Source organism: Pseudomonas putida (assembly GCF_028682475.1).
Lineage (GTDB): Bacteria > Pseudomonadota > Gammaproteobacteria > Pseudomonadales > Pseudomonadaceae > Aquipseudomonas > Aquipseudomonas putida_AG.
In genome coordinates, this window is sequence record NZ_JANHLE010000022.1 from 1 (window position 1) to 20,941 (window position 20,941).

General features: G+C 62.6%; 24 protein-coding genes and 1 pseudogene. 13 read left to right on the plus strand and 12 right to left on the minus strand.

From position 1 onward, the window contains the following. Positions 1–6 precede the first annotated feature (6 nt). Genes NPS47_RS17895 through lptM form a run of 6 tightly spaced genes read right to left on the minus strand, consistent with a single transcriptional unit; the run spans position 7 to position 4,578 of the window. A complete protein-coding gene (locus NPS47_RS17895; protein WP_274296151.1) occupies positions 7–702 on the minus strand; it encodes an HAD family hydrolase in 696 nt (231 codons plus the stop codon). Beyond that, a complete protein-coding gene (gene xerC, locus NPS47_RS17900; protein ID WP_274296152.1) occupies positions 699–1,598 on the minus strand; it encodes a tyrosine recombinase XerC in 900 nt (299 codons plus the stop codon). The genes NPS47_RS17895 and xerC overlap by 4 nt, the downstream gene beginning before the upstream one ends. Then, positions 1,598–2,335, minus strand: coding sequence for a DUF484 family protein (locus NPS47_RS17905; protein WP_274296153.1), 738 nt, complete (start codon positions 2,333–2,335; stop codon positions 1,598–1,600). The genes xerC and NPS47_RS17905 overlap by 1 nt, the downstream gene beginning before the upstream one ends. A gap of 13 nt (positions 2,336–2,348) precedes the next feature. After that, a complete protein-coding gene (dapF, locus tag NPS47_RS17910; protein ID WP_038615803.1) occupies positions 2,349–3,179 on the minus strand; it encodes a diaminopimelate epimerase in 831 nt (276 codons plus the stop codon). Between the two features lie 4 nt (positions 3,180–3,183). Then, the gene (gene lysA, locus NPS47_RS17915) at positions 3,184–4,431 is read right to left on the minus strand and encodes a diaminopimelate decarboxylase (protein WP_274296154.1); all 1,248 of its coding nucleotides are present in this window, start codon (positions 4,429–4,431) and stop codon (positions 3,184–3,186) included. Between the two features lie 9 nt (positions 4,432–4,440). Beyond that, a complete protein-coding gene (gene lptM / locus NPS47_RS17920) occupies positions 4,441–4,578 on the minus strand; it encodes an LPS translocon maturation chaperone LptM (RefSeq protein ID WP_010221125.1) in 138 nt (45 codons plus the stop codon). Between the two features lie 192 nt (positions 4,579–4,770). Between lptM and cyaY the strand changes: the two genes are divergently transcribed. The 3 genes from cyaY to rnk all read left to right on the plus strand — a co-directional run bounded on the left by cyaY (position 4,771) and on the right by rnk (position 5,879). Then, complete coding sequence (gene cyaY / locus NPS47_RS17925) at positions 4,771–5,103, plus strand: iron donor protein CyaY (RefSeq protein ID WP_274296155.1); 333 nt, start codon at positions 4,771–4,773, stop codon at positions 5,101–5,103. 1 nt (position 5,104) lies between these two features. After that, complete coding sequence (locus NPS47_RS17930; protein ID WP_274296156.1) at positions 5,105–5,326, plus strand: DUF1289 domain-containing protein; 222 nt, start codon at positions 5,105–5,107, stop codon at positions 5,324–5,326. A gap of 133 nt (positions 5,327–5,459) precedes the next feature. After that, positions 5,460–5,879 carry a nucleoside diphosphate kinase regulator gene (gene rnk / locus NPS47_RS17935; protein WP_157194640.1) on the plus strand — a complete coding sequence of 140 codons (420 nt, stop codon included), beginning with the start codon at positions 5,460–5,462 and terminating at the stop codon, positions 5,877–5,879. A 3-nt stretch (positions 5,880–5,882) separates the two neighbouring features. Here rnk and NPS47_RS17940 read toward each other — a convergent pair whose 3' ends face one another. The 3 genes from NPS47_RS17940 to NPS47_RS17950 all read right to left on the minus strand — a co-directional run bounded on the left by NPS47_RS17940 (position 5,883) and on the right by NPS47_RS17950 (position 9,507). Continuing rightward, a complete protein-coding gene (locus NPS47_RS17940; RefSeq protein WP_274296157.1) occupies positions 5,883–8,729 on the minus strand; it encodes a class I adenylate cyclase in 2,847 nt (948 codons plus the stop codon). A gap of 163 nt (positions 8,730–8,892) precedes the next feature. After that, positions 8,893–9,138 (minus strand): TIGR02647 family protein, encoded by a 246-nt coding sequence (locus NPS47_RS17945; RefSeq protein ID WP_107026129.1) that lies wholly within the window; start codon positions 9,136–9,138, stop codon positions 8,893–8,895. An 84-nt stretch (positions 9,139–9,222) separates the two neighbouring features. Continuing rightward, on the minus strand, positions 9,223–9,507 hold the full coding sequence (locus tag NPS47_RS17950; RefSeq protein ID WP_274296158.1) for a hypothetical protein: 285 nt from the start codon (positions 9,505–9,507) through the stop codon (positions 9,223–9,225). Between the two features lie 146 nt (positions 9,508–9,653). Between NPS47_RS17950 and NPS47_RS17955 the strand changes: the two genes are divergently transcribed. Next, positions 9,654–10,316, plus strand: coding sequence for a glutathione S-transferase (locus NPS47_RS17955; protein WP_274296159.1), 663 nt, complete (start codon positions 9,654–9,656; stop codon positions 10,314–10,316). Between the two features lie 52 nt (positions 10,317–10,368). On the opposite strand, the gene argH is transcribed toward NPS47_RS17955, so the two are convergent. Beyond that, positions 10,369–11,763 (minus strand): argininosuccinate lyase, encoded by a 1,395-nt coding sequence (gene argH / locus NPS47_RS17960; protein WP_274296160.1) that lies wholly within the window; start codon positions 11,761–11,763, stop codon positions 10,369–10,371. A 219-nt stretch (positions 11,764–11,982) separates the two neighbouring features. On the opposite strand from argH, the pseudogene NPS47_RS17965 reads away from it, so the two are divergent. From NPS47_RS17965 to NPS47_RS18000, 8 genes and pseudogenes are all read left to right on the plus strand, one after another. Then, positions 11,983–12,090, plus strand: a pseudogene (locus tag NPS47_RS17965) (sensor histidine kinase); the annotation flags it as partial. Then, positions 12,087–12,833: a LytR/AlgR family response regulator transcription factor gene (locus NPS47_RS17970; protein ID WP_274296161.1), complete on the plus strand. Its 747-nt coding sequence runs from the start codon at positions 12,087–12,089 to the stop codon at positions 12,831–12,833. The pseudogene NPS47_RS17965 and the gene NPS47_RS17970, both read left to right, overlap by 4 nt. 118 nt (positions 12,834–12,951) lie before the next feature. Next, positions 12,952–13,893 carry a hydroxymethylbilane synthase gene (gene hemC / locus NPS47_RS17975; RefSeq protein WP_274296162.1) on the plus strand — a complete coding sequence of 314 codons (942 nt, stop codon included), beginning with the start codon at positions 12,952–12,954 and terminating at the stop codon, positions 13,891–13,893. Then, on the plus strand, positions 13,890–14,657 hold the full coding sequence (locus NPS47_RS17980) for a uroporphyrinogen-III synthase (RefSeq protein ID WP_274296163.1): 768 nt from the start codon (positions 13,890–13,892) through the stop codon (positions 14,655–14,657). The genes hemC and NPS47_RS17980 overlap by 4 nt, the downstream gene beginning before the upstream one ends. A 45-nt stretch (positions 14,658–14,702) precedes the next feature. Continuing rightward, positions 14,703–15,797, plus strand: a complete 1,095-nt coding sequence (locus tag NPS47_RS17985; RefSeq protein ID WP_274296164.1) for a uroporphyrinogen-III C-methyltransferase — start codon at positions 14,703–14,705, stop codon at positions 15,795–15,797. After that, positions 15,794–17,032 (plus strand): heme biosynthesis protein HemY, encoded by a 1,239-nt coding sequence (locus NPS47_RS17990; RefSeq protein WP_274296165.1) that lies wholly within the window; start codon positions 15,794–15,796, stop codon positions 17,030–17,032. The genes NPS47_RS17985 and NPS47_RS17990 overlap by 4 nt, the downstream gene beginning before the upstream one ends. A gap of 216 nt (positions 17,033–17,248) precedes the next feature. Further along, positions 17,249–17,767 carry a disulfide bond formation protein B gene (locus tag NPS47_RS17995; protein WP_274296166.1) on the plus strand — a complete coding sequence of 173 codons (519 nt, stop codon included), beginning with the start codon at positions 17,249–17,251 and terminating at the stop codon, positions 17,765–17,767. A gap of 223 nt (positions 17,768–17,990) precedes the next feature. Further along, on the plus strand, positions 17,991–18,461 hold the full coding sequence (locus NPS47_RS18000; protein WP_038615765.1) for an Rsd/AlgQ family anti-sigma factor: 471 nt from the start codon (positions 17,991–17,993) through the stop codon (positions 18,459–18,461). Between the two features lie 16 nt (positions 18,462–18,477). On the opposite strand, the gene NPS47_RS18005 is transcribed toward NPS47_RS18000, so the two are convergent. Then, positions 18,478–19,143, minus strand: coding sequence for an FKBP-type peptidyl-prolyl cis-trans isomerase (locus tag NPS47_RS18005; protein WP_274296167.1), 666 nt, complete (start codon positions 19,141–19,143; stop codon positions 18,478–18,480). Between the two features lie 226 nt (positions 19,144–19,369). On the opposite strand from NPS47_RS18005, the gene NPS47_RS18010 reads away from it, so the two are divergent. Further along, on the plus strand, positions 19,370–20,458 hold the full coding sequence (locus tag NPS47_RS18010; RefSeq protein WP_274296168.1) for an AlgP family protein: 1,089 nt from the start codon (positions 19,370–19,372) through the stop codon (positions 20,456–20,458). Here NPS47_RS18010 and NPS47_RS18015 read toward each other — a convergent pair. Further along, positions 20,434–20,916, minus strand: a complete 483-nt coding sequence (locus NPS47_RS18015; protein WP_274296169.1) for a TIGR02444 family protein — start codon at positions 20,914–20,916, stop codon at positions 20,434–20,436. The two genes, NPS47_RS18010 and NPS47_RS18015, sit on opposite strands and share 25 nt — an antisense overlap. Positions 20,917–20,941: the final 25 nt, after the last annotated feature.

Here is a 20,941-nt window from a genome sequence, read left to right on the forward strand (position 1 = left end):
GGGGGATCAGCGCCAGCTGTTGAGCAGTTCGGGCAGCTGCGACAGGCGCTGGATTTCGGCATCGGGACGGTTGTCGGCCTCCCAGGTCTTGCCCTGCGGGTTGAACCAGATCGCCCGCAGGCCTGCACGCTGGGCGCCGGCAATGTCGTCGCCGGGATGATCGCCAATATGCACCGCCGCATGCGCTTCAACCTCACCTTGGCGCAGCGCTTCAAGGAAGGGCTGTGGATCGGGCTTGCCAATCCCCAGGTCTTCGGCACACAGGGCAAACTTGAAGTAGTCGGCTAGCCCCAGGCGACGTACATCGGCATTGCCATTGGTGACCACGCCAAGGGTGTAGCTGTGGCGGAGGATCTCCAGCACCGGCTGGACCTCGGGGAAGATATCGATCTGGTGGCGAGCGTGGAGGAACACCTCGAAGCCTTCGTTGGCCAGCTCGCGGGCTTTGTTCTCGCTGTAGCCGACGTCCTCAAGGGCGTGAAACAGCACACGGCGGCGCAGGGCGCTGATGCGGTGCCGGAGTCCGGGCTCGGCCTGCACCAGGCGCTCACGGATGGCGTACAGGTGCTCCACCGGTACTGCGCCAAGGTCCGGCGCATTGGCGGCCAGCCAGTCGCGCAGGATGGCTTCGGCGCTCACGATCACCGGGGCGGTGTCCCACAGGGTGTCGTCCAGATCAAAGGTGATCAGCTTGATACTCATGAATCGCTGCCCTTACTGCGTTTAGCCCGAGGATGGGCGCTGTCATAGACAGCGGCCAGGTGCTGGAAATCAAGGTGAGTGTAGATCTGCGTGGTGGCGATGTCGGCATGCCCGAGCATCTCTTGCACGGCGCGCAGGTCCTGGGATGATTCGAGCAGGTGGCTGGCGAACGAGTGCCGCAGCATGTGCGGGTGCAGGTTCTGGCCCAGCTCACGTTCGCCGGCCGCCTGGACCCGCAGCTGGATGGCCCGTGGACCGAGGCGACGGCCCTGGCGGCTGACGAACACCGCCTTGTCCTGCGGGGCGCTGATGCCGCGCAGCGCGAGCCATTGTTCAAGGGCTTCGCGGGCTTTGCGGCCGACCGGCAGCACGCGGGTCTTGCTGCCCTTGCCGTGCACCTGGACCAGGCCTGCGGGCAGGTCGAGCTGGTCGGTATCGAGGCTGGTCAGCTCCGACAGGCGCAAGCCGGAGGAATAAAACAGCTCGAGCATGGCCTGGTCGCGGCGGGCGAGAAAGTCGTCTTCAACCGCGCCTTCGAGCAACTGCAAGGCACGGTCGGTGTCGAGGGTTTTCGGCAGGCGCCGCTCACCCTTGGGCGCCGACAGGCCATTGGCCGGATCGTGGCTGCACAGGCCTTCGCGGTTCAGGTATCGATAGAAACCGCGCACTGCCGAGAGCAGCCGGGCCAGGCTACGGGACGCCTGGCCGTGATGATGCTGGCGGGCGATGAACTGGCGCAGGTGCTGGATCTGCAGGGCATTCCAGCTGTCGATACCGCTCTTGGCGCAGAACGCCAGAACACTGTCGAGGTCGCGGCGGTACGCCAGCTGGGTGTGCTCGGACACCTGGCGTTCATTGCGCAGGTGCGCGCAAAAGGCCTGCAGCTGGCGTTCCATCAGCGCACCGGGCGCAGGGTCTGGGTAAAGCGTGGCACCACGCGGCCAAGTACTTCGGCGATGTAGCTGAGGAACAGGGTGCCCACGGAGCTTTTGTAGTGTTGCGGGTCACGGCTGGCGATGGCCAACACGCCATGCAGACCCTGGTGGTTCAGGGTGGCGACGGCGGTGGAACCGACTTCCTTGCGCTGGTCTTCACCGAACAGGAAGTCCAGCTCATGGTCGCGCAGATTGCCGCTGACTGTCTTGCCGCTGCACAACAGGCCGCCGATGGCTTGCTGGGCGTCGGCGCTGTTGACCCAGCGCCCGACCGGTGCGGCGGTTTCACCGAACAGGATCAGGCTGACAAAGGGCACCTTGAATTCCTGGCGCAGGCTGTCTTCGACGGCTATGACCACGGCTTCCAGGCTGTCGGCATCGAGCAGGTCGAGAATCAGCCGGCGGGTCTTGTCGAACAGCCGGTCGTTGTCACGGGCCACGTCCATCAACTGCGAGAGACGGTGGCGCATCTCGATGTTGCGGTCGCGCAGCAGCTTGAGCTGACGCTCCACCAGCGAAACGCTGTCGCCGCGCTGGTGGGGAATGTGCAGCTCGCTGAGCAGTTCGTCGTGTTCGGCGAAGAACGTCGGGTTGTCACGTAGAAAGGCAACCACGGCCTCAGCCCCGAAGGCGGGCGTCGAGCCCTCGGCGCTAAGGTCGGTGGGCTGTTCGGCAGGAGCCTGGGGCTGATCGGTCATGGTTGGCACTCACTCATAGACGAACCTGTCCTTCAAAGACGCGTACGGCAGGGCCAGTCATCAACACCGGCTGGCCGGGGCCGGCCCACTCGATGGACAGGCGTCCACCGGGGAGGTCGATCAGCAAAGGCGAGTCCATCCAGCCCTGGCTGATCGCCGCTACGGCAGCGGCGCAGGCACCGGTACCGCAGGCCTGGGTTTCCCCGGCGCCACGTTCCCAGACGCGCAGTTGCGCGCGATGGCGGTCGATGACCTGGATGAAACCGACATTGACCCGCTGCGGGAAGCGCGGATGGTGCTCGATCTGTGGACCCAGTTCATGCACCGGGGCACTGTTGATGTCGTTGACGCGCAGCACGGCGTGCGGGTTGCCCATCGACACGGCGGCCAGTTCGACCTGTTGCCCGGCCACCTCCAGCGGGTAGCTCAGGGCCTGCGCCGGGGCGTCGAACGGAATCTCGGCCGGCACCAGGCGTGGCGGGCCCATGTCGACGCAGATCTGCCCGTCGTTGCGCACGTCCAGCTCGATGATGCCGCCCTTGGTTTCCACGCGGATGCGTTTTTTCGCGGTCAGGCGCTTGTCCAGCACGAAGCGCGCGAAGCAGCGCGCACCGTTACCGCACTGCTCGACCTCGGAGCCGTCGGAGTTGAAGATCCGATAGCGGAAATCCACCTCCGGATTGCTCGGCGCTTCGACGATCAGCAACTGGTCGAAGCCGATACCGGTGTGACGATCGCCCCATTGCTTGGCGTGCTTGGGCAGGATGTGCGCATGCTGGCTGACCAGGTCGAGGACCATGAAGTCGTTGCCCAGCCCATGCATCTTGGTAAAACGCAGCAGCATGGGTTTACTCCGGCAGCAGGCTTTCGCCGGCGAACAACTCGGCTACGGTTTCCCGGCGGCGCACTTCGAACGCCTGGTCGCCATCGACCAGGACTTCGGCACAGCGGCCACGGGTGTTGTAGTTCGAGCTCATGACAAAACCATAGGCGCCCGCCGAGTGCACCGCCAGCAGATCGCCTTCGGCCAGATTCAGCGTGCGCTCCTTGGCGAGGAAATCGCCGGTTTCGCAGATCGGTCCGACCACGTCGTAGGTACGGCCTTCACCGGCGCGCGGCTGCACGGCGGTGACGTTCATCCAGGCCTGGTACAGGGCCGGACGGATCAGATCGTTCATGGCCGCATCGACGATGGCGAAGTCTTTGTGTTCGGTGTGCTTGAGGTATTCGACGCGGGTCAGCAGGACACCGGCGTTGGCCACGATGTAGCGGCCTGGCTCGAACACCAGGGCCAGATCGCGCTCGCCGAGACGTTCGCGGATAGCCTTGATGTAGTCACCGGCCAGCGGCGGCTCTTCGTCACGGTAGCGCACGCCAACGCCGCCACCCAGATCCAGGTGACGCAGGTGGATACCGCAGTCGCCGAGGCGGTCGATCAGCGCCAGCAGGCGGTCGAGGGCGTCGATGAAGGGTTCCAGGGTGGTCAGCTGCGAACCGATGTGGCAGTCGACACCGACCACTTCCAGGTTGGGCAACTGGGCGGCGCGGATGTACACCTCTTCGGCATCGGCGATGGCGATACCGAACTTGTTTTCTTTCAGACCCGTGGAGATGTACGGGTGGGTGCCGGCATCGACGTCCGGGTTGACCCGCAGCGAAATCGGCGCGCGCAGGCCCATTTCGGCGGCCACCACTTGCAGGCGCTCGAGCTCGTCAGTGGACTCGACGTTGAAGCAGTGCACGCCGACTTCCAGGGCACGACGCATGTCTTCGCGGGTCTTGCCGACACCGGAGAACACCACGCGGTCGGCGCGGCCGCCAGCGGCCAGAACTCGCTCCAGCTCACCGCCGGAAACGATGTCGAAACCTGCGCCCAGGCGGGCCAGCAGGTTCAGCACGCCGAGGTTGGAGTTGGCTTTGACGGCAAAGCACACCAGGTGCGAAACACCCTGCAAAGCGTCGGTATAGCTACGGTACTGGGCCTCGATGTGGGCGCGCGAGTAGACGTAGGTTGGTGTACCGAAACGTTCGGCGATGGCCGACAGGGCCACGCCTTCCGCGAACAGTTGACCGTCGCGGTAGTTGAAAGCGTCCATGGGTTACCCTTACTGGTGCTTGTGCGATTGCGACTTTTGACCGTCTTTGCTGTCGTCTGGCAGGTACAGCGGGCCCTTCTGGCCGCAGGCGGAAACAAGGCAGGCAACCGCGACGAGCGCCGCGAGGGTGGAGATCAGGCGCTTCATGGCGTAATCCTTTGTAATAAGCAGTATTGCGCCCGAGTATACCGAGCACCTGCCGCCTTGCCTATGCGGGCGGCCCGCCGTCGGGCGGGGGGCTGCCGGGGGCAGGCGGCGGGCGTTATCCTTTGCATTCGGCGCGCCGCGCTCGTATCTTGCCCGGCTTGCGTGTGTGCAGACATTTTTGAGGTTCTTGCAATGAGTTTGACCGAAGCGCGTTTTCACGACCTGGTCGACGCGACCCAACAGGCCCTGGAAGACCTGTTTGACGACACTGACCTGGATCTGGACATGGAGAACTCGGCAGGGGTCCTGACCATCAAGTTCGACAACGGCAGCCAGCTGATCTTCAGCCGTCAGGAGCCGTTGCGCCAGCTATGGCTGGCCGACAAATCCGGTGGTTTCCACTTCGACTACGACGAATCGAACGGCAAGTGGACCTGCGAAAAAACCGAAGAGTTGCTCGGCGAGATGCTTGAACGCATCGTCTGGGATCGCATCGGCGAAAAGCTCGACTTCGAAGAGATCTGAGATGAGCGACACGCCAAAGCCGGCCAAGCCGCTCTACAGCAATGTCAGCCCGGCGGTGCCGTCGCCCTGCATCAGCACCTGCCGGCTGGATGAGCACAAGGTCTGCATTGGCTGTTTCCGCCATGTCGAAGACATTCGCCAGTGGCGCTCGGCCGACGACGCGCAGCGGCGGCAGATCTGCCAGCAAGCTCAGGTTCGCCGGCAACAGGCAGGATCGGCCTAACCCCTTCAGCTATTGTGTATTTACTTGGCTGTGGTAGTGTCGAACGTGCTTCGGCTGTGCCGAATTCCTGCAAACCCCGCCCTTGGGCGGGGTTTTGCTTTATATCGCTCAAAAAAAGGAGTCTGACTGGATCATGAGCACCAAGCCTTCCATTATCGTCACCCGATTGGACGTTCAGCGTCTCGAGCGTCTGATCGACAGCCTCGATGAGAAGACGCAGGATTCTCCGGGTGTGCTCGCCTTGCAAGACGAGCTGGACCGCGCCGAGCAGGTCGGTCACGAGGAAGTTCCGGCCGGTGTCGTGACCATGAACTCCCGGGTTCATTGCCGCGAAGAAGCCAGCGGCAAGGACTACCACCTGACCCTGGTCTACCCGAAGGATGCCAACGCCGACGAGGGCAAGATCTCGATCCTCGCGCCGGTTGGCAGCGCGCTGCTGGGCCTGTCGGTGGGCGCCAAAATTGATTGGTCACTCCCGGGCGGCAAGACCCTGAAGCTTGAGCTGCTGGCGGTCGAGTATCAGCCAGAAGCCGCGGGCGACTTCGACCTCTGAGCCTTATGCCTGCGCCAGGGCCTCGTTGAGCGCCCGCTCCAGCTCGCCCTTGTAGCGCAGGTAAAGAATGCTCGACCCCAGACCGTCGGCCAGTAGGCCAGACAGATCCAGGTCGGTGATGTAGCAACGGTAGCGCTCGGCCTCGCGGCGCTGCCCGATGATTTCGCCGGCGACCACGGCATACAGCTGGTCGCCGTGCTCAAGCTCGGAAAACTCCCGCTGATTGCAGTACAGCGTTACCTGCACGTCATCGCTGGCGCCTGCCTGCAGAATCGCCTGCACTTCGTAGTAGGGCGTGTCGATGGCGGTGATCGCGACCTGCCTGGCTTCCACCTGGCGGACCTTTCCGGTGCCTGATGGCAACAACTGGTAATAAAGAATATCCAGCGAGCCCTGGGCTTGCAGGCTGTCCAGCGGCAGGCGGGCTTCACGGCGAAACACGATCGCTTGCACAAACCGCTGCAGCGGTAGCAACAGGCTGTTTTCATCATGAAACGGCAGGCGTTGTTGCCACAGCGCGTTGTGTTCATCCAGCACGTAGACGTCCGCCCAGGCCTCCTGCACCCGATAGAACAGCTGAATGCACTGCGGCTGGCCCAAGGGCAGGATCTGGGCCAGGTCCAGTTCCTGCAGACCGTTGGCGTCCAGGTGCAGCGGACTGTAGTCGCTGCGTTCTTCGCTGAGGTAACGCAGCACGGCATCCTGGCCATCAAGCGTGACCAGGTTCACCGCGCCGGCCTGCAGCTCCAGTACATGCGTGTGCTGCTGGACCTGCAGCAGGTAGCGGTAGTTGAGGTTCTGTGCCAGCAGCGCCTGGGCAGTGGTGAAGACTTCCTCTACGCGCTGGGCGATGGCCTGGGCACGGTTATGGCAGAAGCAGCGCACCCGTAATCTGGGTGGCGGGTTGGCGCCGAGGTTGCCGAGGTAATCACGCAGGCAGCGTAGCAAGGCATGCTCGCCGTCGTAGCGGTGCACCTGGACCTCGTTCCAGCTGTTGAGGGTGACCTGGTCCAGGGTCAGCACCAGGTTCTCGCGCACCCCGGCATAGCTCAGCGAGTCGGTGCGCTCGGTGGTCATCAGGATGTTCAGGTCGCGATGGTGGCGCAGCGGGTCGATGCCGACGTTGACCAGCAGGAGGATTTCGTCTGCCACGCTGGGCTGAAGCAGGCGCTGTTCACTGACTACCGGCAAGGGCAGGGCGACGCTCTGTTGCAAGCTGCCGAGCAGGTTGAACAGCTCGTACTCGCTGAGGTCGCTACTGCCCGGGTGCAAGGCCAGGCGCGTGCTGCTGTCGATCACGCCGTTGCGGTGGGCCCAGGTCAGCAGTTCGAGCAGCTCGCGACAGCGCTTGATCGGGGCGAAATGCTCCCATTCGTGTACGCCCAGGTTGCCGTTGTACAGGCCCCAGTGGAGTTGCCCGGGTTCTTTGCGGTTGGGCGACTGGACCAGGGTCAGGGTGTCTTCGGCCAGATCCGGGGCGATCCCCGGGTTGATGAATTCGACTTTGCCGGCGCGGCGTTCGAAGGCTGCGTACAGGCGTCGGCCGAGGACGCTGAGGTCACGCTGGTCGATGCGGCAGGTGGCGTTCTGGCCACGGGCAAACTGGCACAGGAAGCGGTAGCTGTAATTGAGCTCGGCCACCAGTTCGCGGCGCTCGGCCTCGACCTGGCGCACTTTCCACTGGCTGCGGCTGTCGAGCAGCGTCAGTTGGCGCTCGTCCCAGCCCCACTCCCGGCTCAACCGCTGCAGCAGTTCACGCTGCCAGCTGGCGCTGCGCTGACGGGGCAGACCACTGAGCTTCTTGTTCACCTTCAGGTACAGGCTGCGGCGCACCAGTTCCAGGCGTTGCTGTTCGCCGCGCCCCTGCAAGTACTGCTCGATGCGCCGGTAAATCATCATGTACGGGTCGAGCTCGTCGAGGTCGAGGCGATTGGCGAACACAGCCTGTTTGAACTGCAGGCTCAGGCACTGCACCTGCGGGTGTTCGCTGGCATAGACCTCGGTCAGCAGCAGCTTGAGTACGGATTTGTAAGGCGACTCGATGCCCTTGAACAACTGCCAGAGCCCGGCGCCGACGAATTCGCCGGGCGGGATGTGCGCCAGGTGGCCGAGGTCGAGATGGTTCTCGGCGCGTACGAAGCGTTTGGACAGCAGGGTTTCGATGTAGTGGTGATAGCGCGGTTCTTCGTAGACCGGCACCAGCCACCACAAAGGTGTACGTCCGGCGAGCCAGATGGCGGTGCGGTAGAACTCGTCGAGCAGCAGGTAATGCTGAGTGGTGCCGCAGTCATCGGAGCTGAGTTGACTGTCGCGTTCACCTTTGACGAAGTTCTCTGGTTCGATCAGGAACAGGTGGGCTTCGGCACCCTGGCTGGCGGCCCAGCTCTCCAGGAGCTGGCACTTTTTGCGCAGCTCAGCCATTTCGCTGTCGCTGAGGTCGGCGGCGTGGCAGACCCAGACATCCATGTCGCTCTGCTCGGCCTGGGCCAGGGTGCCCAGGCTGCCCATCAGGAACAGGCCGTGGATCGGCTGGGGCGGGTTGCCGCGGCGGGTTTTGTAGGCGAATGAACGGGTCAGACGCTGGGCTTCGGCCAGCAGTCGGGCGTCCGGTTCGAAATTGCTGACACCCGCCGGCGTGGTGCCGGACACATAACCGGGCAGCAGCGGATGGTTGACGTGGAAGAACAGCGGCAGCAGGGTCATGACCTGCTGTTGACGGCTCGACAGTCCCTCCATGGCCCGCTCCAGGCGCCCCTGATTGAGCGTCAGGAAGCGTTGGCGCAGCTGGCTGAGCACCTTGCGGTCAATGCCCTGATCAAGGTCGGGGCGAATTTCGTGGGGGTGGTTCATTGCGAGCTCAAGCCGGCCGTCTGGGGGAAGCTATGGCGAGTTTAAGCGTTAATTTAATTTTGACGCCATTTTATTAGCGGTGAATGCATCGCGGGGCAAGCCCGCTCCCACAGGCGGTGACTAACCCTGTGGGAGCGGGCTTGCCCCGCGATGATCCGTGTTCTCAGGCCGGCTGGGCGACGTTCAGGATGGTCAGCAGCTGCTGTGCGTGCTCGGCAGCATCATGCCCCAGACTGGTCAGATAACCGCCATCGGGCTGGTCGGTCAGTTGCTTGTCGTACAGGCGTTGAGCTGCAGCGATGAGGTCTTTGGAGGCAGTGTTATGGACCTTGATGCCTTCCTGGCTGCTATCCAGGTTGAACAGGGCAAGGACTTCCAGCTCGGCAATCAGTTCGGGGGTAAACGACATAGAGACTCCGACTTCCAGACAAGGAGGGCAGCACCGTCGCCGGTGCCTGGTTTTGCAGTGTAGTCAGGGAAATCCTGCTTTGCTTCAGTCCTTTTCCGGCGGAAGCTCGGGCAGGGTGCGCAAGGCGGTTTCGTACCATTCGGTGTTGAAGGCGCGGTCGTCTTCGAGCATCGCGTCGATCTCGTGGGCCAGCACATGGGCCATGAGGTTGAGGATGTCGTCGCGCTCGTAACCCACCAGGGTCAGCTTGTTGAACGTGGCTTTGGCCGCCGGCGGGTTGTCGCTTTCAATCTGGTTTTCGATCGCTTCGATCAGGGTCGACTCGGCGAACTCTTCTTCGTCGTTGTCGATATCGGTTGGCTCGCTCATGGGCGATCTCCTCTGAAGGGGTGTCCAGTTTGCCACGAGAAAAGCGCCAATGCCTTGCTATCGACACTCTCCATGATGCTGGTCAGTACCCGGTCACGGGTCTATAACAACCCGGCCAACCCCTTTACGGCCTGGAGGCTGTTTTCATGCTCAAGCTTCATGGATTCGCGGTCAGCAACTACTACAACATGGTCAAACTGGCGCTGCTGGAAAAGGGCGTAGCCTTTGAAGAGGTACTGTTCTTCGGCGGTCAGAGCCCCGAAGCACTGAAGATGAGCCCGCGCGGCAAGGTGCCGACGCTGGAGACCGAACACGGTTTTCTCAGTGAAACCAACCTGATCCTTGATTACATCGAGCGGACCCAGGCAGGTAAGGCGCTGTTGCCGGAAGGGGTTTTCGCCCAGGCCAAGGTGCACGAGCTGGCCAAGGAGATCGAGCTGTACATCGAATTGCCTGCCCGCGCCTGCTACCCCGAAGCCTTCTTCGGCGCCCAGGTCGACCCGGCCATCAAGGACAAGGCCAAGGCCGAGCTGCTGTTGGGGATTGCCACCCTCAAGCGCAACGGCTCGTTCAGCCCCTATGTAGCCGGCCACAGCCTGACCATCGCCGATGTGCTGTTCTGCTTCAGCGTCGACCTGGCGTATGCGGTGGGCAAGAAGGTATTCGGCATCGATGTGCTGGAAGACTTCCCGCAAGCGCGCGAGCTGCTTGAGCACCTGAAGAACAATCCGAATGTGCAGAAGATCGCGGCCGACAAGGAGGCGCAGATGCCGGCGTTCCTTGAAATGGTGCGCGGCGGCAAGCGCTGACAGCGGATGCAGCAGGCTCGCGGCAGGACGCCGGCGAGCCTGTGCGCAGGGCTTAGCGGCTGGCCAGCAGCGCCTTGCCGCGGGCTACGGCGGCGCGTACTTGCGCCGGGGCGGTACCGCCGATGTGGTCACGGGCGTTGACCGAGCCTTCCAGAGTCAGCACGGCGAACACGTCCTGCTCGATCTGGTCGCTGAACTGGCGCAGTTCATCCAGGCTCATCTCGGCCAGGTCTTTGCCGCTATCGACACCGTACTTGACCGCGTGGCCGACGATTTCGTGGCAATCACGGAACGGCAGGCCACGACGTACCAGGTAGTCGGCCAGGTCGGTCGCGGTGGAGAAACCACGCAGGGCGGCTTCACGCATGATCGCGTGGCGCGGCTTGATCGCCGGGATCATGTCGGCAAAGGCGCGCAGCGAATCGCGCAGGGTGTCGGCGGCGTCGAACAGCGGCTCCTTGTCTTCCTGGTTGTCCTTGTTGTAGGCCAGCGGCTGGCCTTTCATCAGGGTCAGCAGGCCGGTGAGGGCGCCGAACACACGGCCGGTCTTGCCGCGAACCAGCTCGGGAACGTCCGGGTTCTTCTTCTGCGGCATGATCGAGCTGCCGGTGCAGAAGCGGTCAGGCAGGTCGATGAACTGGAACTGGGCGCTGGTCCACAGCACCAGCTCTTCCGAGAAGCGCGACAGGTGCATCATCGCCACGCTGGCAGCGGCGCAGAATTCAATGGCGAAGTCGCGGTCGGAGACGCCGTCCAGCGAGTTGCCGCCCACGGCTTCGAAGCCCAGCAGCTGGCAGGTCAGTTCGCGATCGATCGGGTAGGTGGTGCCCGCCAGTGCGGCGCTGCCCAGGGGCATGCGGTTGGTGCGCTTGCGGCAGTCGACCAGGCGCTCGTAGTCACGGCTGAGCATCTCGAACCAGGCCAGCAGGTGGTGGCCGAAGGTCACGGGCTGCGCGGTCTGCAGGTGGGTGAAGCCGGGCATGATGGTCTCGGCTTCACGCTCGGCCTGCTCCAGCAGGCCCTGCTGCAGGCGGGTGATCTCGGCCAGGATCAGGTCGATTTCGTCACGCAGCCACAGGCGGATGTCGGTGGCGACCTGGTCGTTGCGGCTGCGCCCGGTGTGCAGCTTCTTGCCGGTGATGCCGATGCGGTCGGTCAGGCGTGCTTCGATGTTCATGTGCACGTCTTCAAGGTCGACGCGCCAGTCGAAGTTGCCGGACTCGATTTCAGTCTGGATGGTTTTCAGGCCATCGATGATGGTGTCGCGCTCGGCGTCTGTGAGCACGCCGACCTTCGCCAGCATGGTGGCGTGGGCGATCGAACCCATGATGTCGTGGCGGTACAGGCGCTGGTCAAAATTGACGGAGGCGGTGAAACGGGCGACGAAGGCGTCGACGGGCTCACTGAAGCGGCCGCCCCAGGACTGATTGGTCTTGTCGGTGCTCATGGATTCACTCGTTGGAGGCGTGAACGGAAAAGTGGCGTCGATGATAGCAGGGTTGAGGCGCGTGCCGCAGGACGGCGGTCGGGGCAAATGCGTGATTATGTCGCGGCACAGGCAGGCGACAGCACGTTCTTAACAGGATATTTATCGAATGAACGGCAGTGTTCCGGCAACCGTCTACAGTTGGACAGAGGCTCGGCATGTTTCCTGCCGAACCAGTGAATCTTTAGCCATCGTGCGAGTCTGAGCGTGGATTGCCGTGACGGTCGTCACCTCACCTGTCTACGCTACCCTTGTGCGAGACTCACGCAGGAATCCAGCGCAATATGAATGTCCTGATCGTTGATGACGAAGCCCAAGCCCGGGAACGCCTGAGCCGACTGCTTGGCGAACTGGGGGGCTATACCGTGCTGGAGCCCAGCGCCACCAATGGCGAAGAGGCTCTGGCCCTGATTGACAGCCTCAAACCCGAGGTGGTCCTGCTCGACATCCGCATGCCGGGCCTGGACGGTCTCCAGGTCGCCGCTCGCCTGTGCGAGCGCGAAGCCCCGCCTGCCGTGGTGTTCTGTACCGGTGATGATGAATTCACCGTACAGTCCTTTACGGAAAGCACCCTGGGTTATGTGCTCAAACCGGTAACGGCCGATGCCCTGCGCGAAGCGTTGCGCAAGGCCGAGCGACCCAGCCGGGTGCAACTGGCGGCGCTGACGCGTCCGGCCGCCGAGAGCGGCAGTGGCCCGCGCAGCCACATCAGTGCGCGAACCCGCAAAGGCATCGAACTGATTCCCCTGGATCAGGTGATTTATTTCATCGCCGATCACAAGTACGTGACCTTGCGCCATGAAGCCGGCGAAGTGCTCCTGGATGAGCCGCTCAAGGCACTGGAGGACGAGTTCGGTGATCGTTTCGTGCGGATTCACCGCAATGCCCTGGTGGCCCGCAATCGCATCGAGCGTTTGCAGCGCACGCCGCTGGGGCATTTTCAGCTGTTTCTCAAAGGCCTCAATGGCGATGCCCTGATCGTCAGTCGGCGGCATGTGGCGGGTGTGCGCAAGATGATGCAGCACCTCTAGGCCGGGATTGGAGAATATTCCTACCAGGGATGGTTAATTTCTCCTGTGACATAGATCTGCAAGCGGGTCGGAATGAACTGGTATCATCCGTTACATCTATCTTTGTACGGATCGATCCATGTCCACTCGTGAAATCCGCATTGCCACGCGTAAAAGTGCCCTTGCCCTGTGGCAGGCCGAATACGTCAAAGCCCGTCTGGAGCAGGCTCACCCTGGTCTGCTGGTAACCCTCGTGCCTATGGTCAGTCGCGGCGACAAGCTGCTCGACTCGCCGTTGTCGAAAATCGGTGGCAAAGGCCTGTTCGTCAAGGAACTGGAAACCGCATTACTGGAAAACCAGGCCGATATCGCCGTGCACTCGATGAAAGACGTGCCGATGGACTTCCCCGAAGGTCTGGGCCTGTACTGCATCTGCGAGCGCGAAGACCCGCGTGACGCCTTCGTTTCCAATACCTTCAAGAGCCTCGATGAGCTGCCTGCCGGCAGTATCGTCGGCACTTCCAGCCTGCGTCGTCAGGCCCAACTGCTGACCCGTCGCCCAGACCTCCAGATCCGTTTCCTGCGCGGTAACGTCAACACTCGCCTGGCCAAGCTCGACGCCGGCGAGTACGACGCGATCATCCTCGCCGCTGCCGGCCTGATCCGCCTGGGCTTCGAAGCGCGCATCACCTCTGGCATCAGTGTCGACGACAGCCTGCCGGCCGGTGGCCAGGGCGCGGTGGGCATCGAGTGCCGTAGCGCCGACCGCGAAATCCACGCCTTGTTGGCGCCATTGCACCATCAGGACACGGCTGACCGTGTAACTGCCGAGCGAGCGCTGAACAAACACCTCAATGGCGGCTGCCAGGTGCCGATCGCCTGTTACGCAGTGCTGGAGGGCGATCAGCTGTGGTTGCGCGGTCTGGTCGGCGAACCGAGCGGCGGCAAATTGCTGACCGCCCAGGCCCGTGCGCCGCGTGGCGATGCTGAGGCGCTGGGCGTCCAGGTGGCCGAAGACCTGCTCAAGCAAGGCGCCGAAGACATCCTCAAAGCCGTGTATGGCGAGGCCGGTCACCCGTGAGCAGCTGGCGCCTGCTTCTGACCCGGCCGGCAGAGGAATGCGCCGCACTGGCACAGGTGCTGGCGGAGCAAGGCGTTGCCAGCAGCAGCCTGCCGCTGCTGGAAATCGAGGCGCTGTGCCTGGATGAGCCCCAGCTCGGCCTGTTGCGTGCATTTGATCGCTACGCTGCGATTATCGTGGTCAGCAAACCGGCTGCGCGCCTGGGGCTGGCGCAGCTGTTCCGCTATTGGCCGCAGTTGCCTGAGTCAGCCTGGTTTACCGTGGGGGCTGCGTCTGCGCAGATTCTTCAGGACCAAGGCTGCCAGGTCAGCTTCCCGCCGGCTGGCGACGACAGCGAAGCACTGCTGCAGCTACCGGCGTTGCACCAGGCGATTGCCGGCCCGGCACCGCGGGTATTGATCATGCGCGGCGAAGGCGGGCGCGAATTGCTCGCCGAGCGTCTCACCGAGCAAGGTGCTAGTGTCGATTATCTGCAACTCTACCGCCGCTGCCTGCCGGTCTACCCGCACGGCGCTTTATCCGCGCGCATTGCCGAGGAACGCCTGAACGGCCTGGTGGTCAGCAGTGGACAGGGTTTTGAACACTTGCGGCAACTGGCCGGGGAGAAGTGGCCGCAGCTGGCGCAACTGCCGCTGTTCGTGCCTAGCCCGCGTGTTGCCGCGCAAGCCCGGGATGCCGGGGCACAGAATGTAGTGGACTGTCGCGGCGCCAGTGCCGCGGCGTTGTTGGCAGCCCTGCAGCAATTGCCTGCACCTGCCCTCTGAAGCGCTAAGCTGATTGGCGACGAGCCCAATGCAAAGGATGGATACGTGAGCGAAACTGTCTTGCCCAACGATGACTTGCAATCGACGCCAGACGCGTCTGAACCCTCCGCCACTGCGCCGGCCAAACGTGCGGGCAACGGCCTGGCAATTCTGGCCTTGCTGCTCGGTGCTGCGGGCGTTGCCGTTGGCGGTTGGGGGGTATGGCAGGTGCGCCAGCTCCAGGGTGCCGAGCAGGGCCAGGGCCAGTACCTGCAAGCCTTGGGCGAAAAGACCCAGGCGCTGCAATTGCGTGAACAGCAGATGTCGGCGCAGCTGGCGGGTTTGCCGGCTGCTACCGAGCTTGAAGACCGCCGCCGCCTGGTGGCGCAACTGCAGGGCGATCAGCAGCGCCTGAGCCAGCGCCTGGAAAGTATTCTGGGTGCCAGCCGCAAGGACTGGCGCCTGGCCGAAGCCGAGCACTTGCTGCGCCTGGCCAGTCTGCGCTTGTCGGCCCTGCAGGATATCGTCAGTGCTCGTGCACTGGTGCAGGGTGCCGATGACATTCTGCGCGAGCAGAGCGACCCGGGTGCCTTTGCCGCACGTGAGCAACTGAGCAAGAGCCTGGCCACCCTCAACAGCGTTCAGCAACCGGACCGGACCGGTTTGTTCCTGAAGTTGGCGGCCCAGCGTGAAATGGTCCAGCAGCTCAGTGCGGTGTCGCCGGAATTCAACACCGATGCCGATGCCCTGGGCGCCTTGACCGCTGATGGCGATGGCGCCAGTCGCTGGTCGCAGTGGTGGGCAGAGCTGTCCAAGTACTTCCAGATTGATTTCAACGCTGACGAAAATGTTCGTCCATTGCTTGCCGGGCAGTCGCTCAATCAATTGCGCCTGGCGCTGAGCCTGACCCTCGAGCAGGCCCAGTGGGCCGCACTGAACGGTGAAGCGAAGGTGTACACCCAGGCCCTGGATGATGCGCGCAGCGTTCTGCTGGCCAACTTCAACCCGGACAACCCGCAAAGCAAGGCGATGCTCGATAGCCTCAATGCCTTGGCCGAGGAGCCGGTATCGGTGGTGGTCCCGGACCTGGCCGACAGTCTCAGCGCGGTTCAAGCCTACCTTGAGCGTCGGCACTTGCCGGTTGAGGAGGCCAAGCCATGAAGCGCGTCTACCTGCTGGCGGTGGTGGCCATTGCGGCCGCGGCCGCACTCGGGATCGCGATCGCCAAGCACAGCGGTTATGTGCTGATTTCCTACGGCAGCTTTCGCTATCAATCCGGGCTCTGGGCGGCACTGGCGGTGCTGGCCAGCCTCATTCTCGCCGTGCTGCTGGTGCGCTATCTGGTCGGTCTGGTGCTGACCTCCAGTGGCGTGGTCAATCCCTGGTCGCGGCGCAACCGCAGTCGTCGTACCCGTCTGGCCATCGAACAGGGCCAACTGGACCTTGCCGAGGGTCGCTGGGCCAGCGCCCAGCGCCACCTGCAACGCGCCGCTGAGGCGGAGCGTCAGCCACTGTTGTACTACCTTGGCGCTGCGCGCGCTGCGAACGAACTGGGGCGCACCGAAGACCGTGACAACCTGCTCGAACGCGCCCTGGAGCGCCAGCCGCAAGCGGAGCTGGCGATTGCCTTGAGTCATGCCCAGTTGCAGATGGATCACGGTGAGAGCGATGCGGCGCTGGTTACCCTGCAAGCCATGCAGGAGCGTCATCCACATAACGCCCAGGTGCTGCGCTTGCTGCAGCGGTTGTACCGTGAGCGTGGTGACTGGTCGGCACTGATCCGGCTGATGCCCGAGCTGCGCAAGGACAAGGTCCTGCCCGCTGCTGAACTGGCGGAGCTGGAGCGGCGCGCCTGGGGCGAGAACCTCAGCCTGGCCGCCAGTCGTGAAGGTGAAGAACAGAGTGCCCGTCAGTCCCTGGAGCGGGCCTGGCAACAGTTGACTGCCGCTCAGCGCCAGGAGCCGCAACTGGTGCTGGCCTATGCCGAACAACTGCGTCAGCTGGGCGCCGAGAGCGAGGCCGAAGAGGTCCTGCGTACCGCGCTCAAGCGCCAGTACGAAAGCCACCTGGCGCGGCTTTATGGCCTGGTGCGCGGCACCGATCTGGCGCGCCAGCTGCAGACCGCCGAAGGCTGGTTGAAGCAGCACGGCGATGACCCTGGCCTGTTGCTCACCCTCGGTCGGCTGAGCCTGCAGAATCGCCTGTGGGGCAAGGCGCGTGACTACCTGGAAAGCAGCTTGCGCCTGCAGCGCAATCCCGAAGCCTGCGCCGAACTGGCACGCCTGCTGGCCGGACTGGGTGACACCGAGCGCAGCAACCAGCTGTTCCAGGAGGGGCTGGGCCTGCTGGACGAACGCCTGCTGGCGCTACCCTTGCCAGAAGCGGTTCGCGCTTGAGCTACCCTTGGGCTTGCGCTAATCCGCAAGCCCAAGGCCTCGGCGAAAACGCCTACAAACTCCTACTCCCTCGTCCGACAATAGCTGAATATATTTCCGGCTTTTTTCGCGACCATTCCCTTTATAGTCAATGACTTATCCTATTTGTCGTGCCTTGAAACAAGATGCGGCAATCCTCTACCGTTGAGATCTGTCTATCTCGATTGCGGAACTACCATGCCGTTGGCTCGCTTGCGTTCAATGTTCCTTCCGGCCTTGCTGGCCTCGGTACTGATGCTGGCTGCTGCGTTCTATCTTGAATGGGGCATGGCGCTGGAGCCGTGTCCACTGTGCTACAGCCAGCGGCTGTTTCTGGGGAGCTTTGCACTGGTCTGCCTGTGCGCGGTGGTACAGGCTCCCGGACGTCTGGGGACGCGCATTTATGCGGCGCTGGCGCTGTTCTTTGCGGCGGGTGGAGCGCTGCTTGCGGCCAGGCATGTGTGGTTGCAAGGTACGCCGCTGGCGAACATGGGTTGCCAGCCATCGATGAGCTATTTCTTCGAAAGCCTGCCACTGAGCCAATCGCTGAAAATCATGCTGCTCGGCAGCCCTGAATGCATCACCATCAACTGGAGTTTTCTCGACCTGACGGTCCCCGAGTGGAGCTTGCTGTCATTTGTGCTGTTGGTGGCACTGCTACTTTTGCGCCTGTGTGCGCACAAGCGTTCGCTCATCAGCCAGCCGGCAAAAAACTGAAGCAATCGATTGCACGTGCAAACGACCGGCGGCACCTTCATAAGGTATTAAACACTTGTATGAACTTTGTCGTCTGCGTACCTTGAAGCCAAGGGCGCACGGGAATAATCTCCCTGCACGCATACCGAAAACACAGCTGCTCGATGCCGTCTGCTGATTTCACCATTGCTGCGCACACTTGCGAGCGGGGGCAGGCGCATTACCCAGAAGGGAAGAGATCGCCATGCTAGATAGTTGTCAGAATGCTCAGGAACGCTGGGGTGGGGTTCACAAGCTCATTGACCGCTGGTTGGATGAGCGTGCAGAGCTGGTAACGGCTTTTCGCGAGTTGCGCGATGCCAAGCCGGCATTCGCCGACAAGGACAAGAGCCGGGACTTCTGTGCGGTGCTGATCGATTATGTTTCGGCGTGGCATTTTGAAGTGAGCGAGCAACTGGTCAGCGAAGCCAAGGCCTTTGGCGATACGCGAGGGCTGGAGCTGGCGAAGCAGATCAGCCCGCGAATCGATGCGACCACCGAAATTGCCTCGGCTTTCAACGATCATTGCGATAAGGGCGACTGCAACGACCCTGAGCGCTTTGCGAAGAAGTTGACCGAACTCGGCAGCTTGTTGCATGAGCGCTTCGAACTCGAAGACTGCCTGATCGAAGTACTGCACAACGCGCACAGCGAAGAGGGCGCGGTACAGGCCTGATGGGTGTGCCGACGCTTCAGTCGGCGACCCCCAGCAACTCGATCTCGAACACCAGTGGCGTGTAGGGCGCTATCACGTCGCCCGCGCCTTCAGCACCATATGCCTGGGCTGATGGAATCACCAGACGCCACTTGGACCCTGTCGCCATCTCTGGCAATGCTACTTGCCACCCCTCGATCACACTGTCCAGATTGAACCATTGCGCTTGCTGGTTCTGATCGAAGACAGTGCCGTCTGGCAACTTGCCGACATAGCGAACCTGGACTTTGCCTTTTGCGCCGGGTTTGGCGCCGCTGCCTTTGACCAATTCTGTTACCAGAATGCCTGCGGCTAATTCGCGCACTCCAGCGTGGGTTCGCTCAGCAGCCATGAAGCGTTTTTCCGCAGTCAGTAACTGTTCACTTTGCGCGTGCAGCGCCGCTTCATTGGCGCGGCTTTCATGTTCGCTGAGTATGACCGCCATGCGTTCTTTGCTCAGGGCCAGCGGCTTGTTCTGATAGGCCTGGCGTAACCCCTCAAGCAAGGCTTCCAGTTGCAGGTCAGGAACTTCTGTACGCAGACGTTCGCCAAGGCTGGCGCCCAGGCTGTAGGCCAGGTCGTGATCATTTGTCGTGGTTTCGGCGGGCGCTGCCATGAGCGCTGCCGGCAATAGAAAAACAGCTAACACTAGATAGCGCGACACTGGCGTACTCCTGCTTCAGCGGAAGTAAAGTATGCCAGCCTTGCTCTGCGACTTCGTGCAAATATCAGCAACACTTTGTGAAGCATCTACACTTGATTCCAGCTGCAGCGATAACAACTTTGCCCAGGCATGCAACGCGGCGCCTTCGATACTGTCAACATGCCCTAGCGGCGGTAGCAGCAGAAGCATAGTATGAGCCGCACTCTCGTCAGCCAGGAGGTAAACCATGTCGGCCAATAAGAAGCCAGTAAGTACGCCGTTGCACCTGCTCCAGCAACTCTCGGGCAGCCTGCTCGATCATTTGGAAAATGCCTGCTCGCAAGCGCTGGCTGATGCTGAAAAATTGCTCGCCAAGTTGGAAAAACAACGCGGCAAGGCACAAGAAAAACTGCACAAGTCACGTCTCAAATTGCAAGACGCGGCCAAGTCCGGAAAAGCCAAGGCACAAGCCAAGGCCAAGTCGGCAGCGGCTGAACTGGAAGAGCTGCTCGACTCGCTGAAAGAGCGCCAGTCGCAGACCCGCACCTACATTCTGCAGCTCAAGCGCGATGCCCAGGAAAGCCTGAAACTGGCCCAGGGTGTCGGCAAGGTCAAGGAAGCGGCTGCCAAGGCGCTGACTCAGCGTGAGGCAAAACCTGCGCCTGCAGCAGCCAAACCCGCCGCCCGGGCCGCGAGCAAACCTACCGCCAAACCTGCGGTCAAAGCCGCCGCCAAACCGGCAGCAAAAGCGCCTGCGCGCACCGCCGCTGCCAAGCCTGCTGCAGCAAAAGCGCCCGCCAAACCTGCGGCCAAAACTGCCGCCGCTAAACCTGCTGCGGCGAAAGCGCCTGCTAAACCTGCAGCGGCAAAACCGGCAGCCAAGCCTGCAACCAAAGCCGCGGCTAAACCAGCGGCCCGAACCGCTGCTGCAAAGCCCGCAGCCAAGCCTGCGGCTAAACCTGCAGCAGCCAAACCTGCAGCCAAGCCAGTGGCAGCGAAAGCAGCGGCCAAACCTGCAGCCAAACCAGCAGCAGCCAAGCCTGTTGCGGCAAAAGCGCCAGCCAGGCCTGCGGCCAAACCCGCAGCGGCGAAAGCACCCGCCAAGCCAGCAGCGGCCAAACCTGTTGCCGCGAAAGCACCTGCAAAACCTGCGCCCAAGCCTGCTGCCAAAGCACCTGCCAAGCCGGCCGCACAGCCTGTTGCCGCCAAGCCTGCCAGCGCACCGGCGCCAGCAGCTACCGCGCCAACGCCTGCAGTCAGCGCACCGGCGAGCAGCGCGCCGACTGCATCTGCAACCTCGGTAACGCCGCCTCAGACGCCGTCTTCGGCATCCTGAGCCGACTGCATCACGGCGCGCAGCATGTGCAGCGCGTCGTGATGCAAACCACCGTCCATTGACGCCAGGCATTGCAGCCAGTCGACGTCAGCTTCGGGTGTTGCTGCCCAGCCTTCACAAGCCTCCTGCAAGCGCTCCAGCACAATGCGCTCTGCGTTCAGTTCCAGTCCCTTCACTTGCTCACGCAAACTCGCCAACTGCGGATCCTGCATGGCCGCATTGCGCCATTGCTGACGCAAACTGCGTAGCGGTTTGACTACGTTGCTCTGCCAGGTCTCGGCCACTTCCCGTAATGCTTGCAGGCGTTGCTCGCTCGGCATCACCCCCCGCGTATCAAGCCAGGCTGCGCACAGCAGCAGACAGACATCGCCGCCGTGATCCTGCCATTGCAGGCAGGCTGCCTCGATGCCTGGGCGGGCGTAAAGATTCAGGGCAAAATTCCACAGGTCGGTGTGCATGGTCCCACTCGCGCCAGTTGCCGAC